The organism is Cupriavidus basilensis (assembly GCF_000832305.1).
In the GTDB taxonomy this organism is placed as follows: Bacteria; Pseudomonadota; Gammaproteobacteria; order Burkholderiales; family Burkholderiaceae; genus Cupriavidus; species Cupriavidus basilensis_F.
In genome coordinates, this window is sequence record NZ_CP010537.1 from 3186836 (window position 1) to 3207597 (window position 20762).

15 protein-coding genes are annotated in these 20762 nt (G+C 64.5%); 9 read left to right on the forward strand and 6 right to left on the reverse strand.

Features of this window, described 5'->3' with window-relative positions:
- Positions 1-4 precede the first annotated feature (4 nt).
- Entirely contained in the window at positions 5-2704 is a 2700-nt protein-coding gene (locus RR42_RS34540; protein WP_043356625.1) for a hypothetical protein, read from the reverse strand.
- A 7-nt stretch (positions 2705-2711) separates the two neighbouring features.
- Complete coding sequence (locus RR42_RS34545; protein ID WP_052495166.1) at positions 2712-5045, reverse strand: type VI secretion system Vgr family protein; 2334 nt, start codon at positions 5043-5045, stop codon at positions 2712-2714.
- A 242-nt stretch (positions 5046-5287) separates the two neighbouring features.
- Here RR42_RS34545 and RR42_RS41560 point away from each other — a divergent pair, with 242 nt between their 5' ends.
- A complete protein-coding gene (locus tag RR42_RS41560; protein ID WP_269083418.1) occupies positions 5288-5413 on the forward strand; it encodes a hypothetical protein in 126 nt (41 codons plus the stop codon).
- A gap of 136 nt (positions 5414-5549) precedes the next feature.
- Here the strand turns inward: RR42_RS41560 and RR42_RS34550 are convergent, their stop codons facing one another.
- Complete coding sequence (locus tag RR42_RS34550; RefSeq protein WP_043356627.1) at positions 5550-8012, reverse strand: hypothetical protein; 2463 nt, start codon at positions 8010-8012, stop codon at positions 5550-5552.
- Positions 8013-8455: 443 nt separating this feature from the next.
- Positions 8456-9037 (reverse strand): phosphatase PAP2 family protein, encoded by a 582-nt coding sequence (locus RR42_RS34555; RefSeq protein ID WP_043358436.1) that lies wholly within the window; start codon positions 9035-9037, stop codon positions 8456-8458.
- 322 nt (positions 9038-9359) lie between these two features.
- Here RR42_RS34555 and galU point away from each other — a divergent pair, with 322 nt between their 5' ends.
- Positions 9360-10373 (forward strand): UTP--glucose-1-phosphate uridylyltransferase GalU, encoded by a 1014-nt coding sequence (gene galU / locus RR42_RS34560; protein ID WP_236702118.1) that lies wholly within the window; start codon positions 9360-9362, stop codon positions 10371-10373.
- A gap of 57 nt (positions 10374-10430) precedes the next feature.
- Here the strand turns inward: galU and RR42_RS34565 are convergent, their stop codons facing one another.
- Positions 10431-10883, reverse strand: coding sequence for a GDP-mannose mannosyl hydrolase (locus RR42_RS34565; protein WP_043356630.1), 453 nt, complete (start codon positions 10881-10883; stop codon positions 10431-10433).
- A 505-nt stretch (positions 10884-11388) separates the two neighbouring features.
- Here RR42_RS34565 and RR42_RS34570 point away from each other — a divergent pair.
- From RR42_RS34570 to RR42_RS34600, 6 genes are all read left to right on the forward strand, one after another.
- Complete coding sequence (locus tag RR42_RS34570) at positions 11389-11580, forward strand: hypothetical protein (protein WP_043356632.1); 192 nt, start codon at positions 11389-11391, stop codon at positions 11578-11580.
- 401 nt (positions 11581-11981) lie between these two features.
- Positions 11982-13225, forward strand: a protein-coding gene (locus RR42_RS34580; RefSeq protein WP_144409723.1) for an IS3 family transposase whose coding sequence is annotated in 2 segments (ribosomal slippage) — positions 11982-12335 and positions 12338-13225 — 1242 coding nt in all. Because the reading frame shifts where the segments join, the coding sequence is not laid out codon by codon here.
- Positions 13226-13367: 142 nt separating this feature from the next.
- Positions 13368-14279 carry a LysR family transcriptional regulator gene (locus RR42_RS34585; RefSeq protein WP_043356635.1) on the forward strand — a complete coding sequence of 304 codons (912 nt, stop codon included), beginning with the start codon at positions 13368-13370 and terminating at the stop codon, positions 14277-14279.
- A gap of 242 nt (positions 14280-14521) precedes the next feature.
- A complete protein-coding gene (locus RR42_RS34590) occupies positions 14522-15136 on the forward strand; it encodes a glutathione S-transferase family protein (protein WP_043356637.1) in 615 nt (204 codons plus the stop codon).
- A gap of 58 nt (positions 15137-15194) precedes the next feature.
- Positions 15195-17309, forward strand: a complete 2115-nt coding sequence (locus RR42_RS34595) for a pyridoxamine 5'-phosphate oxidase family protein (RefSeq protein ID WP_043356638.1) — start codon at positions 15195-15197, stop codon at positions 17307-17309.
- A 275-nt stretch (positions 17310-17584) separates the two neighbouring features.
- Positions 17585-18523: a VOC family protein gene (locus tag RR42_RS34600; protein WP_043358438.1), complete on the forward strand. Its 939-nt coding sequence runs from the start codon at positions 17585-17587 to the stop codon at positions 18521-18523.
- A gap of 173 nt (positions 18524-18696) precedes the next feature.
- Here RR42_RS34600 and RR42_RS34605 read toward each other — a convergent pair whose 3' ends face one another.
- A complete protein-coding gene (locus RR42_RS34605) occupies positions 18697-19599 on the reverse strand; it encodes a LysR family transcriptional regulator (protein ID WP_043356641.1) in 903 nt (300 codons plus the stop codon).
- 144 nt (positions 19600-19743) lie between these two features.
- Here RR42_RS34605 and RR42_RS34610 point away from each other — a divergent pair, with 144 nt between their 5' ends.
- The gene (locus RR42_RS34610) at positions 19744-20739 is read left to right on the forward strand and encodes a hydroxyacid dehydrogenase (RefSeq protein ID WP_043358439.1); all 996 of its coding nucleotides are present in this window, start codon (positions 19744-19746) and stop codon (positions 20737-20739) included.
- The last annotated feature ends 23 nt before the right edge of the window (positions 20740-20762 follow it).

Sequence of the window (20762 nt, forward strand, 5' to 3'; positions counted from 1 at the left end):
CCATTTAATTCAATCTTTCCTTCATGTTTTGGTACCGAGCCGGGGCGACCGAAACCCCTCCCACAACAGCCATCTCCCTGTTATTTCCATAGTGCTCGACTATTCTTCTTTCATATGCTGCTCTATTTACTCCCCACTCTGCTGGATTTGTCGAGACACCCGGATTGTCGTCAAAAAATCGTCTTAATGATCGCCCTATGTCCCTCCTGACAAATCCTGGCCTATTTATGTGATGATCTAGCGCCGTAGCACGGCCGAGATTCGATTGGAAATAATCCCCAATGCTATAATTGTAATTTGATGGATTGATAGGCAATATCTCATCTCTCAGCCTATTTAGAAAATCCATGATCTGCAACCTCTCATATCTAACATCAGTAATTGCATTAACAATCACAGCCAGCGGTATGCTTTCTATTTTCTTTTTAAATGTTTCGGCGGAACAACCCTTTCTGATTCTGAATTTTAGTTCGTCACCTGTAATTTTTTCCCCGTCAGTCAATATCGGATGCGTGTAAAACATTTTTGCTTGCGACCCATTTCCTTCAACACTCCATCCGCACTTCTCAAATAGTTTCCTGTATGCAGCTTCGTCGCTACGACGAAAATCGGCGACTTGCCTTGGTAGCTCACCCATACCCATTTGATTGATGGTCTTTTGCATGGCTCCTGCAGTGACAATCTCGCTATCATAGGATTGCACCGTATCTAACTTCCCTTCGTTGGGGGACATGGCAATCAATATCCGCCTCTCGTTGTCAGATATTTCTTGCTTTTGCGTTAAGTCATCCAATACTTGGGATTTTTCCAATGGGCGACTCCCCCAATAGACTGGGCCGTATTGAGGGACCATGCGCGTCACCTCGAACTTATCAACGTAACAGCATCCGCAAGCGCATTCGTCTCCGGGTTCTATAAAATTCCCAATCATCCCAATCGGATGAATATGAAACACCTGCGGAGCCGGAAGGGCAGGAAAATCTTTCTTCACAGCATCCCACCAGGCCAACGCCTGAATACGCTTGCGTTCGGCCTCATGCGCCTCATCCGGCCCGACCTTCTTCTCGATCTCCGTAATGAGTTGCGTCCACTTGTCTGGATTCGCCCACTCGCTCTCGTGCCTGACGATGAGCCGCGAAGCCCGCATTGCCGCCCATGCGTCCTGGGAGGCAACGCAAAGGTCGTTCGCCGCCTGGCTACCGTCGCCTGTCGCATATAGCTGCCGGCAAACGGCCTGCATCAGCGGGCTGAGTTTGTCGATGGCGCCGGTGTTGGGAACGTCCGCGCCGGTCGAGTAGTCGACGTACGCCTGCGTCGAGGCAAAGATGGTGTGGGTGGGATCGTGCGGGTCATGCAGTACCTCGAAGTCCACCCACTTCTGCGAGAACTCGCGTGAGACCCTTCCTCCCGCGAAGTTTTGCTCGCGCACCCAGCCGGTGATGCCCTGGCGACGTACGTCCGCGCTGTCAACCTTCCACCAGCGCATCTTCTCGCCGTCGCTGCCCGCGCTGGTCTCGGTGTGAGGCTTCTCGGTGCGCTGGCCGAGTTCCGCCAGGGTATACGCCTGCACGACATCGGTCAGAGGTGCATCCTGGCCTTGCTGGTTCGGGTTCTTGTAGAGCGTCGTCCGCCGGTCGATGCGTAGAATCGTGGGGTCGGCCGGCAGATTCAATTGCTCCCACGCTTTCGGCTTCGCGCCGTTTTCGGTCACCCATGCGCGGCTCGTCTCGATAAACGACTGGATGCTGTCGTCGCAGAACATCTCGAGATGGACCATGTGGGCGGGGACCTGTTCACTGAGCGAATCGAACCTTCCGACGTGGCCGATGAGATCGCCTGCGTGGATTGGAACCGGCTTGAGTGGTGCGACCACGCGATCCAGCGAGGTATCAGGCATAACGGTCTCGACGACGTGAGCCCCATTCTCCTTGCCGAGATAGATCCACCGCTTCTCCGCAGCGTCCGGCGCGACATACCCGCCTACTTTAGGCGGGACCATAGCCGACACATGCACGGAATCGATCTGGCCCCAGTTCCCGTCCCGCTTCAGAAGACTGAACTGCGCCCCACGAGGCAGAATGCCAAGGATCGTGCCTCCTGGCTTCGACGTGCGCACGCGCAATCCGGTTTGCTCGGCGGGAGCGCTCACTCCACTCGCGCTGGCATCGGGCTTGTCGCCAGCGGCTTCCGTGACCCGGAGCCAGGTTGTCCAGTACGAAGGACGAGGCAATGCCTTGTCCGCTTCATAACTGGCGAAATCCTGCAGATGCATGTACAGGCTGAAGAAGGTCAGCGTGTTGTCCTTCGGAAACTCCATCACGTGGCGCACCAGCGCGAAGCCCGTGCTGGATTGGGCGCTGAATGCTGCCTTGTCAGCCTGCTCCGGGATTTCGCTGGACAGGTAGGTCCGGTTGGTGCGCCAGGCAACCACCTCTCCGTCGGCCATGCAGCGCACGCCATGCTTGAGGTCGAGTGACGCACCGGCACCTGTGTCAGTGATGTGGATGCCTCCATGCCACATCCCTTTCCGGCTGACGGCGTATGCGCCACCAGGCTCTTTGCGCAGCGCCCGGTGAAACTCGTGCTGGTCGGTAAAGTCGGCCGAAGATTCTCCGGGGGCTTCGGAGGCCTTGCGGAACGGGTATGCAAAGTTCAGTTTCTTCACCGGCGTCTTGGCCGGCTGCTGCGGTGTCGTCGTTGCCATGGTCTGCTTATTCGGAGAACCCGAACTTCATGTTGTGCTTCACGTCTTGCGGCGGGGCGGCCTCCCAGGCGGGGAAGGCGAAGCTGCCGCCGGCGGGGTCATCGGTACGCAAGTTGCCCTTGACGTTGACCTCACCGCTGGGGCTGGCGAGTTCGATCGTCCCATTTGCAATCCTGATGTATGCGCCCGCGCCATCGCCGAGCGTGATGCCCTTCGAGGCGGTGATCATGACCTCGCCAGTCGAGGAACTGACAACAACATTCTTGAGTGCCATCAACTCCAGCGCATCGCCTTGGGCTTGTATTTGCACCTTGCCCTTTGCCGCGAAGATCCGGATACCCAGCTTCGCCGCGAACAGGGAAATAGCCTCGCCGGCTGCGGCGGTGATGCGCTTCATTACCCCGATGTCCAGGCCACCTCCAGCTGTCATGAAGATTTGCTTGCTCGCAGCGATCTGCATATCCCGCCCACTGGCAATGCCAATGCCTTTCGGAGCGCTGGCGAGGATCGCGGGCGCCTTGAGTTGCGTAAGCGTCTGCTCGATCAAGGCGCGCTGCTGGTCGATCTCCGCAAGCCACGCTTTGGCGGCATTTCCAGAATCGTTGAGGCTGCGCATCATGTCCATGGCTTGCCGCAGCGTATCTTCGGCATCCGACATGGCAAGTTGCTCGCCGAGCGCATTCGGCTGGTCATCCGCCGAAATGAACACCCCCTTGCCACCCCGGATTGCACCCCAGCTAGATGTGCGCAGCTCAAAACCCTCCCCCCGCTTTTTCTTCTTGTAATCAACGAGGTAGCCAAGGTTGAGCTGGGTCTTGCCACCATATTCGGTGGAAAGCTTAATGCTCTCCTCCCCCTTCCAGTCCTCCATGCGCAGCTTGTTGTTGCTCTGCGTCTTGATCAGGTTGCGCGACAGCCACCGGTCCCGAGTGGTGATCAGGTCCTCTTGCCGGCTGTTATGCAGCGCGTGCGCGATATAGGGCTTGTTCGGGTTGCCGTCGCGAAAGGCAATGGCGACTTCGGTGCCGTCGATGAGCGGGAAGTGGAACCCGGTTTGCAGGCCGCCGGCAAACGGCTTTGCCAGGGGGATGGCCGCACTTTCCATGCCCTTGGGCCAGGGCTCAAAATCGAAATCGAAGCGGACGATGTAGTGGCCCGCTTTGGTCAGGTACGCGTGCTTGTATTGGTTGGGCGAGGTGATGCGCGCGCTCAGCGTGCCCGTTATCTTCGGCCAGTTTTCCTCGTCCAGCGGCAGGCGAAAGCGCCGGTCCGACGGGATGGCCTTGTAGGTGTTGCGGTAAGCCGCGTCGCGCCCCCCGGTGTGGATGACTTCGATGATGACCTGCCCGTTGGGGGCTTCGGCCAATGGCTCATCCATGCGCAGGATGCGGCCGGAGTGCGTGCTGAGCACGTTGCTCTCGCCCGCATAGATCAGCTGGCCGGCCAGCAGGGCCTCGTGGCGCAGCTGCGCCTCCCACTTCGCCTCGGCCGTGTCCAGATGATGGGTGCCGTAGATATACTGCTGGCCGTAGGTTGTCTTGTCCTTGCGCGCGACGTTGGCCTCGCCCTTGATGGGTTCCCACGCCTGATCCGGGTTGTAGTCGGCGACCAGAACCGATTCGGGCACGGTCTTGGCGTGCACCTGGATGTCGGATACCGCCTCGATGCCGGCTTCCAGCCCGGCTGTCTCGCGATAGGGCACGCGCAGCTCTGGCTGGTAGACGTAGTGGTCGATGTCGTCGCCGAAGACGATCATCTCGCCGAACTTTCCCGGGACGAAGTAGCAATACAGCCCTTCCTGGCGCATCAGCAACTGGACATATTCCCAGTCGGATAGCTGGTACTGGAAGCGGAATTTGTGCTGGGTGTATTTGCGGCGCAGCTTGAGGAGAAACTGGTGGCCCCGGAGATCGTGCCGGCGCAGGATAGCCTCGATGATCTCGGGGGCTGTCTTGTTCTGGTAGATGCGCGTGGTCCGCACGAGTTCGAGCCGCGCGGCCAGTGGCCGGAGCACGATCTCGTAGGCGAAGAAATCGCGCGTGCGCTTTGTGCGCGAGAACGCCGAGATCCACCCCGCGAAGCGGCGCGGTTCGCTGCCGTCGCCGGGGTCGATCACGAAGGTGGCATCCCGATTGAGGTATTCGGCGCGATCGAGTTCCAGCGGGTGGGTTAGCCGGATGGTGACGGTGTAGAGCTCTCCCAATCGCTCGACCGCCTCGAACGACACCATCGACAGTTCCGCCGCGCTGGCCGCGCGAGGGACGTCGAGATGGTAGGCCTGGTGCCTGGGCAGCCTTGCGCCGTATGCATCGTATGCATCGAATTCGTCGATAGCGCCCATGTCTTCTCCGTTGTCAGCTTGATCGACCCTGACGCAGGACTCTAAACGGATTCTTTTATGCCATAAATATCATTATTGTAATTTCGAAAAAAATATCACTTTTAGCGTAAATTCGTACTCGTCCTATTTATCTCAACGGGCATCCATGCTATTAATCGCGGCGGCACGCCTTACGGATCGCGTACGGATCGCCCTACGGATCGTTATCACAGGCGCTGGAAATCGTTCGAAGACGTTGTGTGATGCAGCGCTACGACAAGCGATCGCACAAGGCCCGCCATGCCGTCCCGATTGCCTCGGACGGCAGCGAAATTTGTCGTGTTTGCGGAGTGATTGGCGCCCGGGAGCAGCCGGTCAAGGCCGGCTGAACAAGACCGTTCCACGAACCCGGAGCGGATGACGGTGCAGATCAGCCGTCGTTCAATGGCATGGTCTTGTTGGCAGGCATCAGTGTTTGCGGCTTCGGCCAGAGCCACGGAGAAGGCCGAATGCCGGCATGGCCGGCTACCTCCCCACATACCCCTCCGGCGTAGTCACATTCCCCTGCGCCACGGAAGCATTGGCGGAAATCACGTACACCGGCGCCTCCGTCAAAGCCAGTGCAACCTGCCCGTTCGAGTAGGCCACGGACGCGGCATTCCCCATCATGTCCAGCACAGTCACCTGCCCGCTGGACCCTGGCGCATCCACCTGCAAGCTATAGGCAACGTTATACGTCGCGCTGAACCCCGTATCCGCGCTCCAGCTGGCATTGTTGTGCGCCCACAATGCCGTCACCACGCTGCCGTTGTTGAGCCGCTGGAATGCATAGCCGTAGACGCCGAACGGCAGCCCGTTGAGCGGCCCCAGCGTATTGGTGCCGTCGATCAGCCGGGTCATCGCCGCGACTGCCAGCGCGGCGGGCTTCGGGCTGATCCTGGCGGGGCCGTAGGTGCCTTGCGGGTTGACCAGGTCGAAGAACAAGCCGTAGCCGGCAGCGTCGGTGGGGATGTCCGTGGCGTAGAACAGATAAGTCACATCCGCGCCCTCCCCAAGCAGTATCAGGTGCGTGCGGACAACCACCGCGCCGTGCGCGTACAGGACGTTCTGCGTCGGGTAGTTCGGGCCATAAGCGGAGCCAAGGTCGTAGCTGATGCCAGTCTCGGTGACGAACAGCCGCGCGCCGCGCTTGAGCAGGGTCGCGACGGCATGGCGCAATTCGCGCATGGCGGCCGGCAACGCGTTGGCGGCGTTGGAGGGATCGCTGTTGCCGACCAGGCGCTCGGGCGGATGCGATGGCGATGTGCCGACGTCGTAGTAGCCGTGCGCCGTCACGCCGTCGAGATACTGGGCAAAACCCAGCGGCGCCAGCCGGTTCAGCCAGACGGTGTTCTCGCGCACCATGGCGTTGGTGGTGCCCATGATCACCGCGTTCGGGTCGGTGCTGTGGACGCCCTGGAAGGTGGCCTTGTACATCGCGGTGAAGTTGGCATCGGTATCCAGCCACGGCAGGCCACCGTTGTAGTCGGGCTCCCAGGTCACCTGGTAGTAGTTGGCCGATTGCGCGGGGAAATACCGGGTGCGCACCGTGTTCGACTCCTGCCCCACCCGGGTCATGTAGTCCTGGTAGGCGGGCAGGGATTTCGGCGCGTAGCTGTGGGTGGCCACGCCGGTGGGACTCGCCCAGGCGGGAATGCCGTCGAGCTGGATCAGCCGCATCAGGTCGCCGGGCTTGAAGTACGAGGCGAGGTGGTCCACCGCGGGATTGAACGTATTGGGGCCGTTGGGTTCTTCCACGTACCAGTTGCGGTTGTCGTTGGCCCACGACAGGCCCAGCGCGGGATAGAGCGGACGGTAGCCGTCGCCATCGCAGCAGCCTTGTCCAGGCAGCAGGTAGGCCGCGCCTTGCCCGCCGAAGCGGTGCAGGTCCTGGCTGGCGTAGCTGACCGCCGGGAGCACCAAAGAAACGTCGGGCAGTACACCGAACGTCGCAATGCCGCTGGGCCGGGTGCCGCGTGCGAGCAGCGAGCCCGCGCCGGAGGCCAGGCTTGCCGATCCGACAAAGTAGCCTGACAGCGTGGACGTGCAGTTCAGCGTCGACACGATCGCACCGGCGGCGACCGGGAACTGGCCACTGGCGCGCACCTTGTTCCAGGTGTCGGAGATCTGCCAGTTCACGGTGTCCGCGCTGCCGGCGCGGGTGGTCACGCTCACCTGGAAGGTACTGCCCGAGGCGAACATCCGCGTGCCGTCGCCGCCCGGGGTATCCATCTCGATGGCATCGCCGCCGCCCGCCGCGGCGACGCTGCCGGCAGGCGCGGTGCAACTGAGCGTACCGCTGCCCGTCGGCGTCACTGGCGTGGTGGGTGTCGTGGGCGTGGTGGGTGTCGTGGGCGTGGTGGGTGTCGTGGTGCCGGTGTCCTCGTACGAGCACGTCTTGCCGAAGCCGGGCGCGGGGTCGCCGAACACGCCGTTGTTGCAGGCCACGCCATTGGTGAAGGTCAGGGTGACGTATTGCGTGGCGGTCCCGTAGCGGACCTGGCGCGTGCCGGTAAAGCTGCAGAAGCCGTTTTCCGAGCTGCAGGCAACCCAGGTGCTGGTGGCGGGGGGCGTCGTCGATCCGCTCGTGCCGGAGTCGTACCAGCAACGCTTGGCAAACCCGGAGGCGGGGTCCCCGAACACGCCGTTGTCGCAACCGGTGCCGCCGGTGAAGGTCTTGATGACGTACTGCGTATCAGTGCCGTACTTGACCTGGTGGGTGCCGGTGAAGGCGCAGGTCTGGTATTCCGAGGCGCACAGCGTCCAGGTGACATCCGCTGGCTGCAGGGTTGCCGCGGGGGTTGCGCTGGTGGCGTCGCCGCTGCGGTCACCGCCGCAACCCGCGATGGCAAACAACAGCAGCAACAGGATGCCGGCGCGCTGCAAGGCCGCACGTATCCAAGGGCTCCCCGCAACCGGGGCCGGGTTCGGGCTGGTAAGCGTCGACATGGCTTCCCTATCGTTTGGCCTGCGTCGGGTCAACGCGGGCGCAGCAGTAACGCAGTAACGCGCGGACCCCGTAGGCCCCCGAATGAATGGAAAACTGGCGGACGCTGGACGCGCCTTGCTCGTGCAGCCTCTGGCCAAGGCCTCTTATTGGCGAAGCCCCCTGGCACGGCCAGACGGAGCAAGGCCGCAAGGCATGTGAGACGCACAGCCTGCAAAACCTGCCGCGGCGGGGTTGAGTGAGCCCTCCGGCGTAGCGGGCAGGCTCCGGGCCGAACGAAGCCTGGCGCGCCATGGTGGTGAGCGCGCCGGATAGAAGCTTACCCGCGCGCCCCTGGCTATGGCCGCCAGGATTTAGTGTTTATCGGACAAAGCCAGAGCCGCAGGCATGGCCGGTGCGCGGCGTGCGCATGGCGCACCGGGAACGGGCAGCGGCTCCGGCGGCGCTAGTAGCAGATCACAGGGGCGTAATACGGCGAGTAGTGCCAGATGATCTGCTGGAATGGCGCATGGCGTCCGTAAGCCACCGTACAGAGCCCGAGCAGGGCAACGCCAGCGATCAGGCATTTGCCCAGCCGCTTCGGCGCGCCCTGGCAGGCGTGCAACACCCAGAACGCAACGGCGCCGCCCAGAAGCCACCCCGCGATGACCTCGGCCGGGGTATGCGCGCCCAGACGCACGCGGCTAAAGCAGATCAAGGCCGCCAGCATCAGGCCGAGCACGAAGCCGGCCTGGCGCCACGCGGCCCGCAAGCTGCGCAACAGCAAGCCGAGGAACACGGACCACACCGCCGACGAGAGCATCGCGTGGCCGCTGATCACGCGCATGTCGAAGCGCTCCAGTACCGTGCCGCAGCCGGTGTGCAGCAGCTTGCTGGCCAGCACCAGCGCCGCGGCCGCCGCCAGGCACAGGGCCCAGCGCAGCGCCACCCGCCACCCGGTGCTTTGCAGCAGCCACAGGCCGGTGGTCAGCGCCAGCGGCAGCGTCACCGCGGCATCGCCGAGGTCTGTGATGCGGTACCAGTTCATGGTGTTTCCATCTGCTTGCGTTGGCGTGCGGGCGAGCGCGCCGCTGATCTCGCCATCGAGCACCTTCGACGGCGCTGCCGGCTTGCCTGTGGGCGCCGTCCTGTTGGCCACAATGTATGCCCCCCGCGCGAGGCCAGGGCGGCGCGATGCATGCGCTGTCGGAATACAGCGAACTGTTGGCAGATGGCGCGCTCCGCGCAGCGATACGCTGGCTTGGCCACGGCTGGCTCCGGGACCATGCCATGCGGCAGCCGCCGCGCGCGTCAAGGCAACCGACCGGCAAGAGGCCAAGCCTATCAAACCAGACGACGGGGGTAGTTTCATGCTCAAGATCAGGAAAGCCGTATTCCCGGTGGCCGGCCTCGGCACGCGATTTCTGCCGGCGACCAAGGCCAGCCCGAAAGAGATGTTGCCGGTGGTCGACAAGCCGTTGATCCAGTACGCCGTGGAAGAAGCGATGGCGGCGGGCATTACCGAGCTGATCTTTGTGACGGGGCGCAGCAAGCGCGCTATCGAGGATCATTTCGACAAGTCCTACGAGGTCGAGGCCGAACTGCTGGCGCGCGGCAAGCAGCAATTGCTGGACCTGGTGCGCAGCATCAAGCCCGCCCACGTGGATTGCTTCTATGTACGGCAGGCAGAGCCCCTGGGGCTGGGCCACGCGGTGCGCTGCGCCAGCAAGCTGATCGGGGACGAGCCCTTCGCCGTGATACTGGCCGACGACCTGCTGGACGCGCGCACGCCCGTGCTCAAGCAGATGATCGAGGTCTTCGACCACTATCACAGCTGCGTCATTGGCGTGGAGGAGATCCAGCCGCAGGATTCACGCGCCTATGGCGTGATCGACGGCAAGCCTTGGGACGACCGGATCTTCAAGATGTCCGGCATCGTGGAGAAGCCCGCGCCGGAAGTGGCACCGTCCAACCTTGGGGTGGTGGGGCGTTACGTGCTGATGCCCAGCATCTTCGAATTGCTCAACGCGCTCAAGCCGGGCGCCGGCGGCGAGTTGCAGCTCACGGACGCCATCCAGGCGCTGCTGGCGCGCGAACAGGCACTGGCCTACCGCTATGAGGGACGCCGCTTCGATTGCGGCAGCAAGCTGGGCTACCTGAAGGCCACCGTGGAGTTCGCGCTGCGCCATGCTGAAGTCAGCGCGCCGTTCGCGCAGTACCTGCGCACCGAATGCGCCATCGTCGCGCAAGCCTTGGCCCACGGCAGCGACCGGCCAACGCAAGCGGCGACGGTGACGCCCGGGCTACAAACCGACGTGCAAACCGAAGCACAAGCCAAAGCGGAAACCGAGAGCGATGCGCGCTTGATTCCGCTGGCAGCCTGACCCTGACCGACGCATTCCCGGCGCGAAGCACCGGGGCCATCTCGCAGCCGGCCCCGGTCAGCGGAAATATGCCCTTGTGTTCTCGTGCACCTCGGCATGCGCCAGCAGCTCGGCCGGCGTCATCCAGCAATACTCGCTGTGCTGGTCAGGTTGCCCGAGCGGCGCGGCGCCGGGCATGGTCCACGCATAGGCAAGCACCACGTAGTGCGTGGAGATGCCGGGCTCTGCGGCGAAGTTGTCCGGATAGTGATGTTCGAACACGCCGCGCGGCGCGGCATCGCCGCGCTCGACGCCGGTGAGGCCGAGTTCGTCCGCCACAATGCGCCGGAACGCGGCATCCAGGCCCTCATCCTTGCGGATGCGCCCGCCCGGCACGAACCACGATCCTTGCGCCGGCCGGTTACGGCGCCGGCCAAGCAACACCCGGCCTTGCGTATCGGTGACGAGCAGGTCGATCGAGACCAGCGGGGTACTGGCAACCACGCGGAGGAAATCCGATTTCGTAAGCATTGCGTGCGAGACTCCGAAATCGAAAGACTACCATCTGCCTGGGCCTGCTTAAGCCTGCCTGGGCTTGCTACGATCCGCCTCCTCCCGCAGCAAGCGGGCCGCCCCGAAAAAAGAACAGCGCCGGCATGCATGTCGCGCGGGGGGTCCGGGAGCGCATCGTTGCGCCCTGGAGCTGAACCGAAACCCGTCAACACGACCCTGCCGGCGCAGAAAGACGCCTCGCCCACCGGGGGATAGGCGAGGCGCAAAGCGCGGGCAAGTGGGTCAGACCTGTCCGCGACGTATGGAGCCTACCCGCGGCGAGGTGATTCGAAGGTGGGCTAGCGCACCAGGCGTTGCGCCCGGCGAACAAATGGCGGATGGCGACTGCCTGGCCCACCAGATGCACCAGGTGCGGGCAATGCCTTAAAATTCTCCCGCCGCTGCCGTTATTTCACTGGCGGCCAACTGTCACTGGCCGCGCGCCAGACTGCGCCAACGCGCGCGACGATGCCCAGGAATTCCTATGCAATACGACCCGACACAGCTCGCCCAGCTCGGCTGCATCCTTATGGTAGTGCTGTGTGCAGCACTTACAATCCGACACAACCGCAAGCGGACCCGTGTCGACCATCGCATCTCCGAACTGGAGCGCCAACTCCGCGAGCGCGCACCAGCGCGCCACGACGCCGCGGGCGAAGCACGCATCTTCGGGTAACGCGGTGTGCATCGTGGTGCACGCCCGGCGGGATGCGTACCCCACGATGCACACCGCACTGCAAATGAACGCGAGAACAGCGAGGGAAAATAGGGGCTTTTCCCCATACGATGCCCCGACGCTAGTACGTATCATCCGTCGCGTGACAAGTTGCAGCGCATAAGTTAGTAAATCCGAAAGCTGGGCCACAAGCGGCATTGCCGCCTGGAACGACTTGCTTGCCGGTCTTCGCAGCGTGACTCCAGCATTGCCTACGCCGGCCATAGAGCCAACGGGGCAGGAGCAACGTGGTGTGGATGTCGCGGGGTGTAAAAAGCCATTCTTCGGAATGGCTTTTTTTATGGGCCATGACCCGTCCTGACTAAGGTTGACACTTTTCCCGCAGCAATGAGGAGAGTGTCTTGGATATAGATCGGAAACGAACCCAACGCGACTACACGCTGGCTTTTAAGCTGGCGGTCGTTGAGGAAGTGGAAAAAGGCGAACTGACGTACAAGCAGGCGCAACACAAGTACGGAATCCAGGGGAGGTCCACGGTGCTGGTATGGTTACGCAAGCACGGACTACAGGACTGGAGCGGCTCGTTGCCACAGGGCGCCCGGTACGCGACGATGGAAAAGCAAGGTAAAGCCAAGCCCCGCACGCCGGAGCAGCGCATCAAGGAACTGGAAGTCCAGTTGCGCGAGGCGCAGGAGAAGGCGCGACTGTTCGAAGCAGTGATCGACGTGATTCAGAAGGAGCACGGGGTACGCGTCGTAAAAAAGCCTTCGGGCAAGTCCTCGCGCAAGAGCTCGTCCAAGGGCTAAGCGTTAGCAGGGCTTGCCGTTACTTTGGCATCAGTCGCCAGGCGTACTACAAGCGCCGCCACAGCGAGCTTCGACAAACGGCCCGAGACGCCAGGATCTGCGCATTGGTCACCGAAGTGCGGCTGCGCCAACCCCGTTTGGGCACGCGAAAACTGCAGCGGGTTCTGCAGGCGCCGCTGGCGAAGGCAGATATCCGGGTGGGCCGAGACCGGCTATTTGATGTTCTGCGCGCAGCCAGGCTGCTCGTGAAACCGCATCGGGCGTATCACAAGACCACTAACAGCCATCACCGTTTCCGGTGCCATCCCAATCTTCTCAAGGAGGGGCCGCAGAAGGTAGTGCCCACGGCGGCCGAGCAGGTCTGGGTCGCTGACATTACGTACCTTCCCACCACCCAGCAGACCGTCTATCTGAGTCTTGTTACGGATGCCTGGTCGCGCAAGATCGTGGGCTACCATGTCCATGACAGCCTGCAGACCGAGCAGGTGAGCCAGGCGCTGAAAATGGCACTACGCTCGCGCCGGACCCGGCAGACGCTGGTACATCATTCGGATCGAGGAATTCAATACTGCGCGACCTACTACCAGGCCATCCATCAGCGGCACGGTTTGACCTGTTCCATGACCGACGGCTACGACTGCTACCAGAACGCCATGGCCGAGCGCATCAACGGCATCCTCAAGAGCGAATTCCTGCTGAACCGACCAACTGACCTGCAGCAAGCGGCTCGCATGGTGAAGGAGTCCGTACAGATCTATAACCGTGAACGCCCCCATCAAGCCCTGAAATACAAAACGCCCGATGAGGTTCATCGGGCGTCTATTACCTTGGAACGCTAGGCGCCCACGGCGCCACAAAACCTGTCAACCTATGTCAGGACTTGACACCAGCGCGTCCATGCGCCGCCCCGGCACGGCGCCGTACCAGTCCTTATATACTCCGCCACATCATCAAGCGCCCGCACGGGCCGGGAGAGCTGGCGTGGATCGACTGCAGGCCATGAAGACCTTCGTCACCGTGGTGGAGACAGGCGGCTTCACCGCCGCCGCGCGCAAGCTGGATATCTCGCTATCGGTGGTCAGCCGCGTCGTCAACGAGCTGGAGACGCACCTGGGCGTGCGCCTGCTGACCCGCACCACGCGGCTGGTCCGCATGACCGACACCGGCGCGGCTTACTTCGAGAGCTGCCGCCGCCTGCTGGGCGAGATCGACGAAGCCGAGCTGGCTGCCACGGGCGCGCATGCCGCGCCGCGCGGCCAGCTTGCCGTCACGGCTTCCGTGCTGTTTGGCGCCGCCTACGTGATGCCGATCGTCACCGAATACCTGAACCGCTACCCGGGGGTCGACGCGACCTGCCTGTTCCTGGACCGGATCGTGAACCTGGTCGATGAAGGCATCGACGTGGGCATCCGCATCGGGACGCTGCCGGATTCGTCACTGCAAGCCGTGCGCGTGGGCCAGGTGCGGCGCGTGGTGTGCGCGGCGCCGTCCTACCTGGCCAGGCACGGCGCGCCGCAAACCCCGCACGACCTCGCCGGCCATGCGACCATCCTGCCCAATGGCGCCAACAACACGGCGGAGTGGCGCTTCAACCGCGACGGCACGCCCGTCGTCACGCGGCTGCAACCGCGCCTGACCACCACCACCAATGACTCCGCGATTGCCGCCGCCGTGTCCGGCTTTGGCGTCGTGCGGTTGCTGTCGTACCAGGTGGCCAGGCAACTGCGCGACGGCTCGCTGCGCATCGTGCTGGCCGACATGGAGCCGCCGCCCCTGCCCATCAACGTGATCCACCGGGAAGGCCGCCATGCCACGCGCAAGGTCCGCGCCTTCCTGGACCTCGCCATCGAAACACTGCGCGCGGACACGACGCTAAACCCACCGGCGAGCTGACGGGGGGCGCCAGGCGCCCGGATTCTTCTCGCAACGAGAATAGTGCCTTCTCGCCGGGGCCGTTTTTCGTGCTTCGGGACGCACCTATGATCCATCCAAGCACACGGACCGGACACGGCGCAGGCGGGCCTTCTCCCAAGAACCCGCCAAAAACTCGCCAAGAACCCGTCAAGAACCCTCCGGACCCTGTGCTCGCCGCCACCGGGCGGCGCCATTCACCCAACACGCCGAGGATCGCCGCCATGCAAGTCTACTTCCACCCCCTCTCCGGACACTCACACCGCGTCCGCCTGTTCCTGTCGCTGATCGGCGCCAATGCCGAAGCGATCGAGGTCGATCTGGCCAACGGCGCGCACAAGGCCCCCGAGTTCCTCAAGCTCAATCCGTTCGGCCAGGTGCCCGTGCTGGTGGACAACGACACCGTGATCACCGACTCCAACGCCATCCTGGTATACCTCGCCAAGACGTTCGGCAAGACGGACTGGCTACCCGAATCGCCCGCCGGTGCCGCCGCGGTACAGAAATGGCTGTCGGTCGCAGCGGGCGAGATCGCCTACGGCCCGGCCGCCGCGCGCCTCATCACCGTGTTCGGCGCCCCCTACAACGCCAAGGAAGTGATTGCCCGCGCGCACGTCATCCTCAAGCGCGTTGACGACGTGCTGGCCAAGGGCAAGTGGCTGGCCGCGGGCCACCCCACGCTGGCCGATGTTGCGCTGTACAGCTACATCGCCCGGGCGCCCGAGGGCTTTGTCGACCTGTCGGGCTACACCAACGTCAAGGCCTGGCTGCAACGCATCGAAGCCCTGCCGGGCTTTGTGGCGTTCAAGCAGACGCCGGCCGGCCTCGCCGCCGCCTGATCAGCACGCCGGCCCATTGGCCTGGCCACCGATTGCCGCACAGCAAGGAGCACCCGCCATGTCCACCCAAGCCCAGCCATCCACGCAAGCCACCCATGCTCCCGCACAACCCTGGCACGCCGGCGAGCGTAGCCTGCAGGCACGCGCAGGCGTTGCCGGGCGCATGGAGGACGTCGGCCGGCGCGTGGTGCGCGACTACATGCCCGACCAGCACCGCGAGTTCTTTGCACAGTTGCCAATGGTGGTGCTGGGCGCGGTCGCGCCGGATGGCCGGGTGTGGGCGACGCTGCGCGCCGGGCAGCCGGGCTTCCTGCACTCGCCGGACGCCACCACGCTGAACATCGCCATGGCCAGCGAGCCCGCCGACCCGGCGGACGCCGGCATGGAAGACGGCAGCGCCATCGGCCTGCTGGGCATCGACCTGCTGACCCGCCGGCGCAACCGCATGAACGGCACCGCACGGCGCGGCGACGGCGATGGCGTGCTGCGGATCGACGTGGAGCAGAGCTTCGGCAACTGCCCGCAGTACATCCAGAAGCGCGTGTTTGAATTCGCGCGCACGCCGGGCACGCCGGGCGCGCGCTCACCGGCGGCGGCGCACCTCACCGCACTGGATGCGCGCGCGCGCGCGCTGATTGGCTCCGCTGACACGTTCTTCGTCGCGTCCTACGTGGACCTTGAAGAGGGCGGGCGCCAGGTGGATGTGTCGCATCGCGGCGGCAAGCCCGGCTTTGTCCGGATCGATGCGCACGGCGGCCTGACCATTCCGGACTTTGCCGGCAACCTGTTTTTCAACACGCTTGGCAACTTCGTGGTCAACCCCATCGCCGGCCTCGTCTTTGCCGACTTCAGCACCGGCGAACTGCTCCAGCTTTCCGGGAAGGCCGAGGTCATCCTGGACTCGCCCGAGATCGCCGCCTTCCAGGGCGCGGAACGCCTGTGGCGCTTCCAGCCTGAACAGATCGTGCGCCGCGACGAAGCACTGCCGCTGCGCTGGCAGCCGCAAGCCGATGGCGCATCGCCGAACTCGCTGATGACCGGCAGCTGGGACGAAGCGGGCAGCCGCCAGCGCGCCGCGGCGCTGGCCAACGCGTGGCGGCCCTTTCGCGTCGCGCGCATCGTCGATGAAAGCAGCGTGATCCGTTCCTTCCACCTGGAGCCCGCTGACGGCGCCGGCCGCGTGGCGCATCTGGCAGGCCAGTTCCTGCCGATTCGCGTCACGCTGGCGGGCCAAGCGCAGCCGGTGATGCGCACCTACACGCTGTCGGTGTCGCCGGCGGACGATGTGTACCGCATCAGCGTGAAGCGCGAAGGCACTGTGTCGCGCCACCTGCACGACAACGTCAGGGTCGGCGATCTGATCGAAGCCCGCGCGCCGACCGGCGCCTTCACCATCGATGCTGCCGAGCGCAGGCCGGCCGTGCTGCTGGCCGCTGGCATCGGTGTCACGCCGATGCTGGCCATGCTCCGCCACATCGTCTACGAAGGCCTGCGCAAGCGCCGGGTCCGCCCGGCGTGGTTCTTCCACTCGGCGCGCACGGTGGCCGAGCGCGCCTTCAGCAAGGAGCTTGCAACGCTCACCGAGAGCGCCGGCGGCGCGGTGGAACTGGTGCGCCTGCTGAGCGACCCGAAGGACGCCACCCGGGTCAAGGATTACGACGTGTCGGGGCGCATCGACATCGGCCTGCTGCGCGCGCGCCTGCCCCTCGACGACTACGACTTCTACCTGTGCGGGCCAACCGCGTTCATGCAATCGCTATACGATGGCCTGCGCGCGCTCAACATCGCCGATTCACGCATCCATGCCGAAGCCTTTGGCGCATCGTCGCTGGTGCGCAAGCACGATGCCGGCCACCCGGCCGCGCCCACAGCCAGGCCCGCGCCGCAGCCCGTGCCGGTCACTTTCGTGCAATCGGCCAAGGAAGCCCGCTGGACGCCCGGCGGCGGCTCGCTGCTGGAGCTGGCCGAACAGCGCGGCCTGGCGCCGGCCTTCGGTTGCCGAGGCGGCAGCTGCGGCTCGTGCAGCACGCGTGTGCTGCAGGGCTCGGTGGCCTACGCCGAAGCGCCGGAGTTCGACGTGGCGCAAGGCGAGGCGCTGATCTGCTGCGCGGTGCCAGCGGCGGTGGATGCCGACGGCAACGACGCCGTCGTGCCGCTGCAACTGGATCTTTGAGCCGGTTTGCCAGAAGAACGCGAACGCCCGCGCTAGCACCTTCCCGCAACCCTTGCCAGCACCGGCAACGGGCCATGTGCGCAACAGCGAACAAAGTGGGGCGCCCTGCCCAAACAATCTATAAAAATAGTTCTTGTACATATCTTCGCCTAGCATAGACCAACGAAAGCGACGTGATCGTGACTGGCACGCCCGGCGGCATCGGCTGGGCGCGCGAGCCCAAGCTGCTGATGCGCCCGGGCCGCCTGACGCCACGCGACCAGCGGAGGAGACAAATGGAAGACAACAATGAGGCCCGCGAGCGCGAGCCCGCCGTGCATTCGCTCGACCACTACGCACTGACAGTGCCGGACCTGAGCGCCGCGGAGCACTTCCTTGGCGCATTCGGGCTGACGGTTGTCAGGCAAGACGACACGCTGGAAGTTCTCGCTCAGGATGGATGGGTCTGGGCCCGGTACTTCCCGGGCGAGCGCAAGGCCCTGGCCTACCTGAGCTTCAACTGTTTCGCGGGGGATTTCGAAGGCATCCGCCGGAAGCTGCTCGCCGCCAACGTTACGTTTGCCAGCGGCGCCGCCCATGCGACGGCCGAAGGGCTGTGGTTCCTTGATGCCGACGGCAACCTGATCCAGGTCAAGATCGGGCCGAAGACCTCGCCCAGCGCGAAAAACCCGCTGAAGGACATCCACGGCCCGGCGGACATGCGCGGCGCGGCCTTCCGCGACCAGGTCGGCAAGGTCCGCCCGCGGCGCCTGTCGCACGTGCTGCTGTTCACGCCGGACGTATCCCGCGCCGTGTCGTTCTACAACGACACGCTAGGCCTGCGCCTGTCCGACCGCTCGGGCGACGGCATCGCCTTCCTCCACGCGCCGCACGGCTGCGACCATCACCTGCTGGCCTTCGCCAAGAGCTCGGCGCGCGGCTGGCACCATGCCGCATGGGATGTGGCCAGCGTCGACGAAGTCGGCCAGGGCGCGGGACAGATGGCGGTCGCTGGCTACAAGGAAGGCTGGGGCACCGGGCGCCATGTACTGGGCTCGAACTTCTTCCACTACGTGCGCGATCCCTGGGGCTCGTTCTGCGAGTACTCGGCTGACATCGACTACATCTCCGCCGGCCACGCATGGCCGGCCGGCGACTACCCGCCGGAAGACTCGCTGTACCAGTGGGGGCCGGATGTGCCGCCGTACTTTATCCATAACACCGAGGCTGAGTAGAAGCAGCACTAGCCGTACCGCAGCCGGCTTCTTCACCCTCGCCTTCCCCGTCCCCGCCGCCTTGCGTGCGGCCAGATGCGCCATGACGAAATCCGTCGTCACCTGGAAGTGTTCATGGCGCAGCCGGGGCGACTCGCATCTCGCTACCAGGCGTTCGTCGCGGAGCAAGCCAGCTAATCCACCTGGTTGAACAAACTGCTCCCATGGTCATGCAGCAGGGCAATCAGCCGGCCCGCCGCCGGCGATAGCGCCACATCCTTGCGATAGGTCACACCGAAATTGCGCACCAGCGTGGTCGCCGCCAGCGGCACCTCCTCCAGTTGCCCGCCGCTTGCGCGCAAGGTGCGCCGCGAGACAAAGGTCAGCAATTCGGTGTCAGCGACCACGCGCGGGATCAGCGGGATGGAGTTGGTCTCGATCTGCGCCACGGGCCGGGGCAGGTCGTGCGATTCGAAGGCATGGTCCAGCCAGGTCCGGCTGGCCACCGCGCGGTTGGGCAGCGCCCACTGATAGCCGGCGAGCTTGTCCAGCGTGACGCGCCGGGTCTTGAGGATCGGATGGCCCGTCACCGCGGCCACCACCACGGTGTCCTTGAGCAGCGTCTCGCAGTGAAACTCCTCCTCCTCGTCGGGCACGAAGCCCAGCACCAGGTCCAGCCGCCCCTCGCGCAGCTCGTCGCGCAACTCGTAGTTGTTGCGGATGGTGAGCTGCAGCATCACGTTGGCGGCTTGCCCGAGCAGCATGCTGCAAATCCGCGGCAGCAGGTATTCCGCACCGAGCGGCCCGCTGCCCAGGCGCACGGTGCCGGCCACGCCGCGCGCGATGGCGCCTACCTCGTCGCGCAGCAAGTCGGCCTCCTGCAGCAGCGACGTGGCGCGCGCACGCAGGGCGATGCCGGCCGTGCTGAGCTTTTGCCCTCTGCCCTCGCGCTCGAACAACTCGGCGCCGAGCGACGCCTCCAGCCTGTCGATGGCCTTGGTGAGCGTGGGCTGGCTGCGGTGCACCAGCTCGGCCGCGCGGCGGAAGTTGCCCGCGCCGGCCACGGCAAGGAAATACTTGAGATCGCGAAGGTCCATGGGAGCGTGCTGCCAAGGCAGCCCTGACTGATTACTTTTTTTGAATAAATTCGAAAAATTATAAGCTGGACGGAAACTATTGATCGAGCAAGAATTCGGCATCGCACCGGGCCTTTGCCCAACGCCATGACCAGCCTGAGCGCCATGCCAACTACCGTACTCGTCACCGCCCCTCGCCTGGCTCCGGCCGGCGTCCGCCTCCTGGAAGCAGCGGGCGCGCGGATTCTCTACCTTGCCGATGCGAACGGCGCCAACGATGCTGGCGAGGTGGCACGCATCCTCGCCGCCGAGCCCGTCGACGCCGTCATCTCGCGCACGGTCGCACTGAGCGGCGCCGCCATCGCGGCATGCCCCACGCTGAAGGTCATCTCCAAGCACGGCGTGGGCGTCAGCAATATCGATGTGCAAGCCGCCACCGCGCGCGGCATTCCCGTCTATGTCACGCCCGGCGCCAACGCCCGGTCGGTCGCCGAGCTCACGCTTGCCCTGATGTTCGCGGCGGCGCGGCGCGTAGCGTGGATGGACCGGGAGCTCCATGCCGGCCGGTGGTCGCGCGCGCAGGATGGCATCGAGCTGCATGGCCGCACGCTGGGACTGGTTGGTTTCGGGCAGGTCGCCCGGCGCGTGGCGACCGTCTGCCTGGCGCTCGGCATGCCGGTGGTGGCGTTCGACCCGGCGCTGGCCGGGCGCGCCAGCCCTGTCGCGGGCGTGGCGCTCGCCGATTCCCTCGACGCGCTGCTTGCGGCCAGCGATGTGCTGAGCCTGCATGTGCCCCTGAACCAGCACACCCGCAACATGCTGGCAGCGCCGCAGTTCGCGCGGATGCGGCGCGGCGCCATCCTGATCAACACCGCGCGCGGCGAGGTGGTGGACGAGGCCGCGCTGGTAGCCGCGCTGCAAGGCGGGCAGCTCTACGCGGCCGGGTTGGACACCATGGCCGTCGAGCCACTGCCCGCGCACAGCCCGCTGTCCGCGCTGGACAACGTGGTGCTCACGCCCCATGTGGGTGGCTCCACGCCTGCGGCGCTGGCGGCAATGGCAAGCGATGCCGCGCGCAATGTGCTCGGCTTCCTGCAAGGCAAGCCGCCCGCCGCCACCGCCTGCGTCAATCCGCAGGTGCTCGCCGCGCCAGGCGCGTAACACCGCGCTCCACACACAACAGC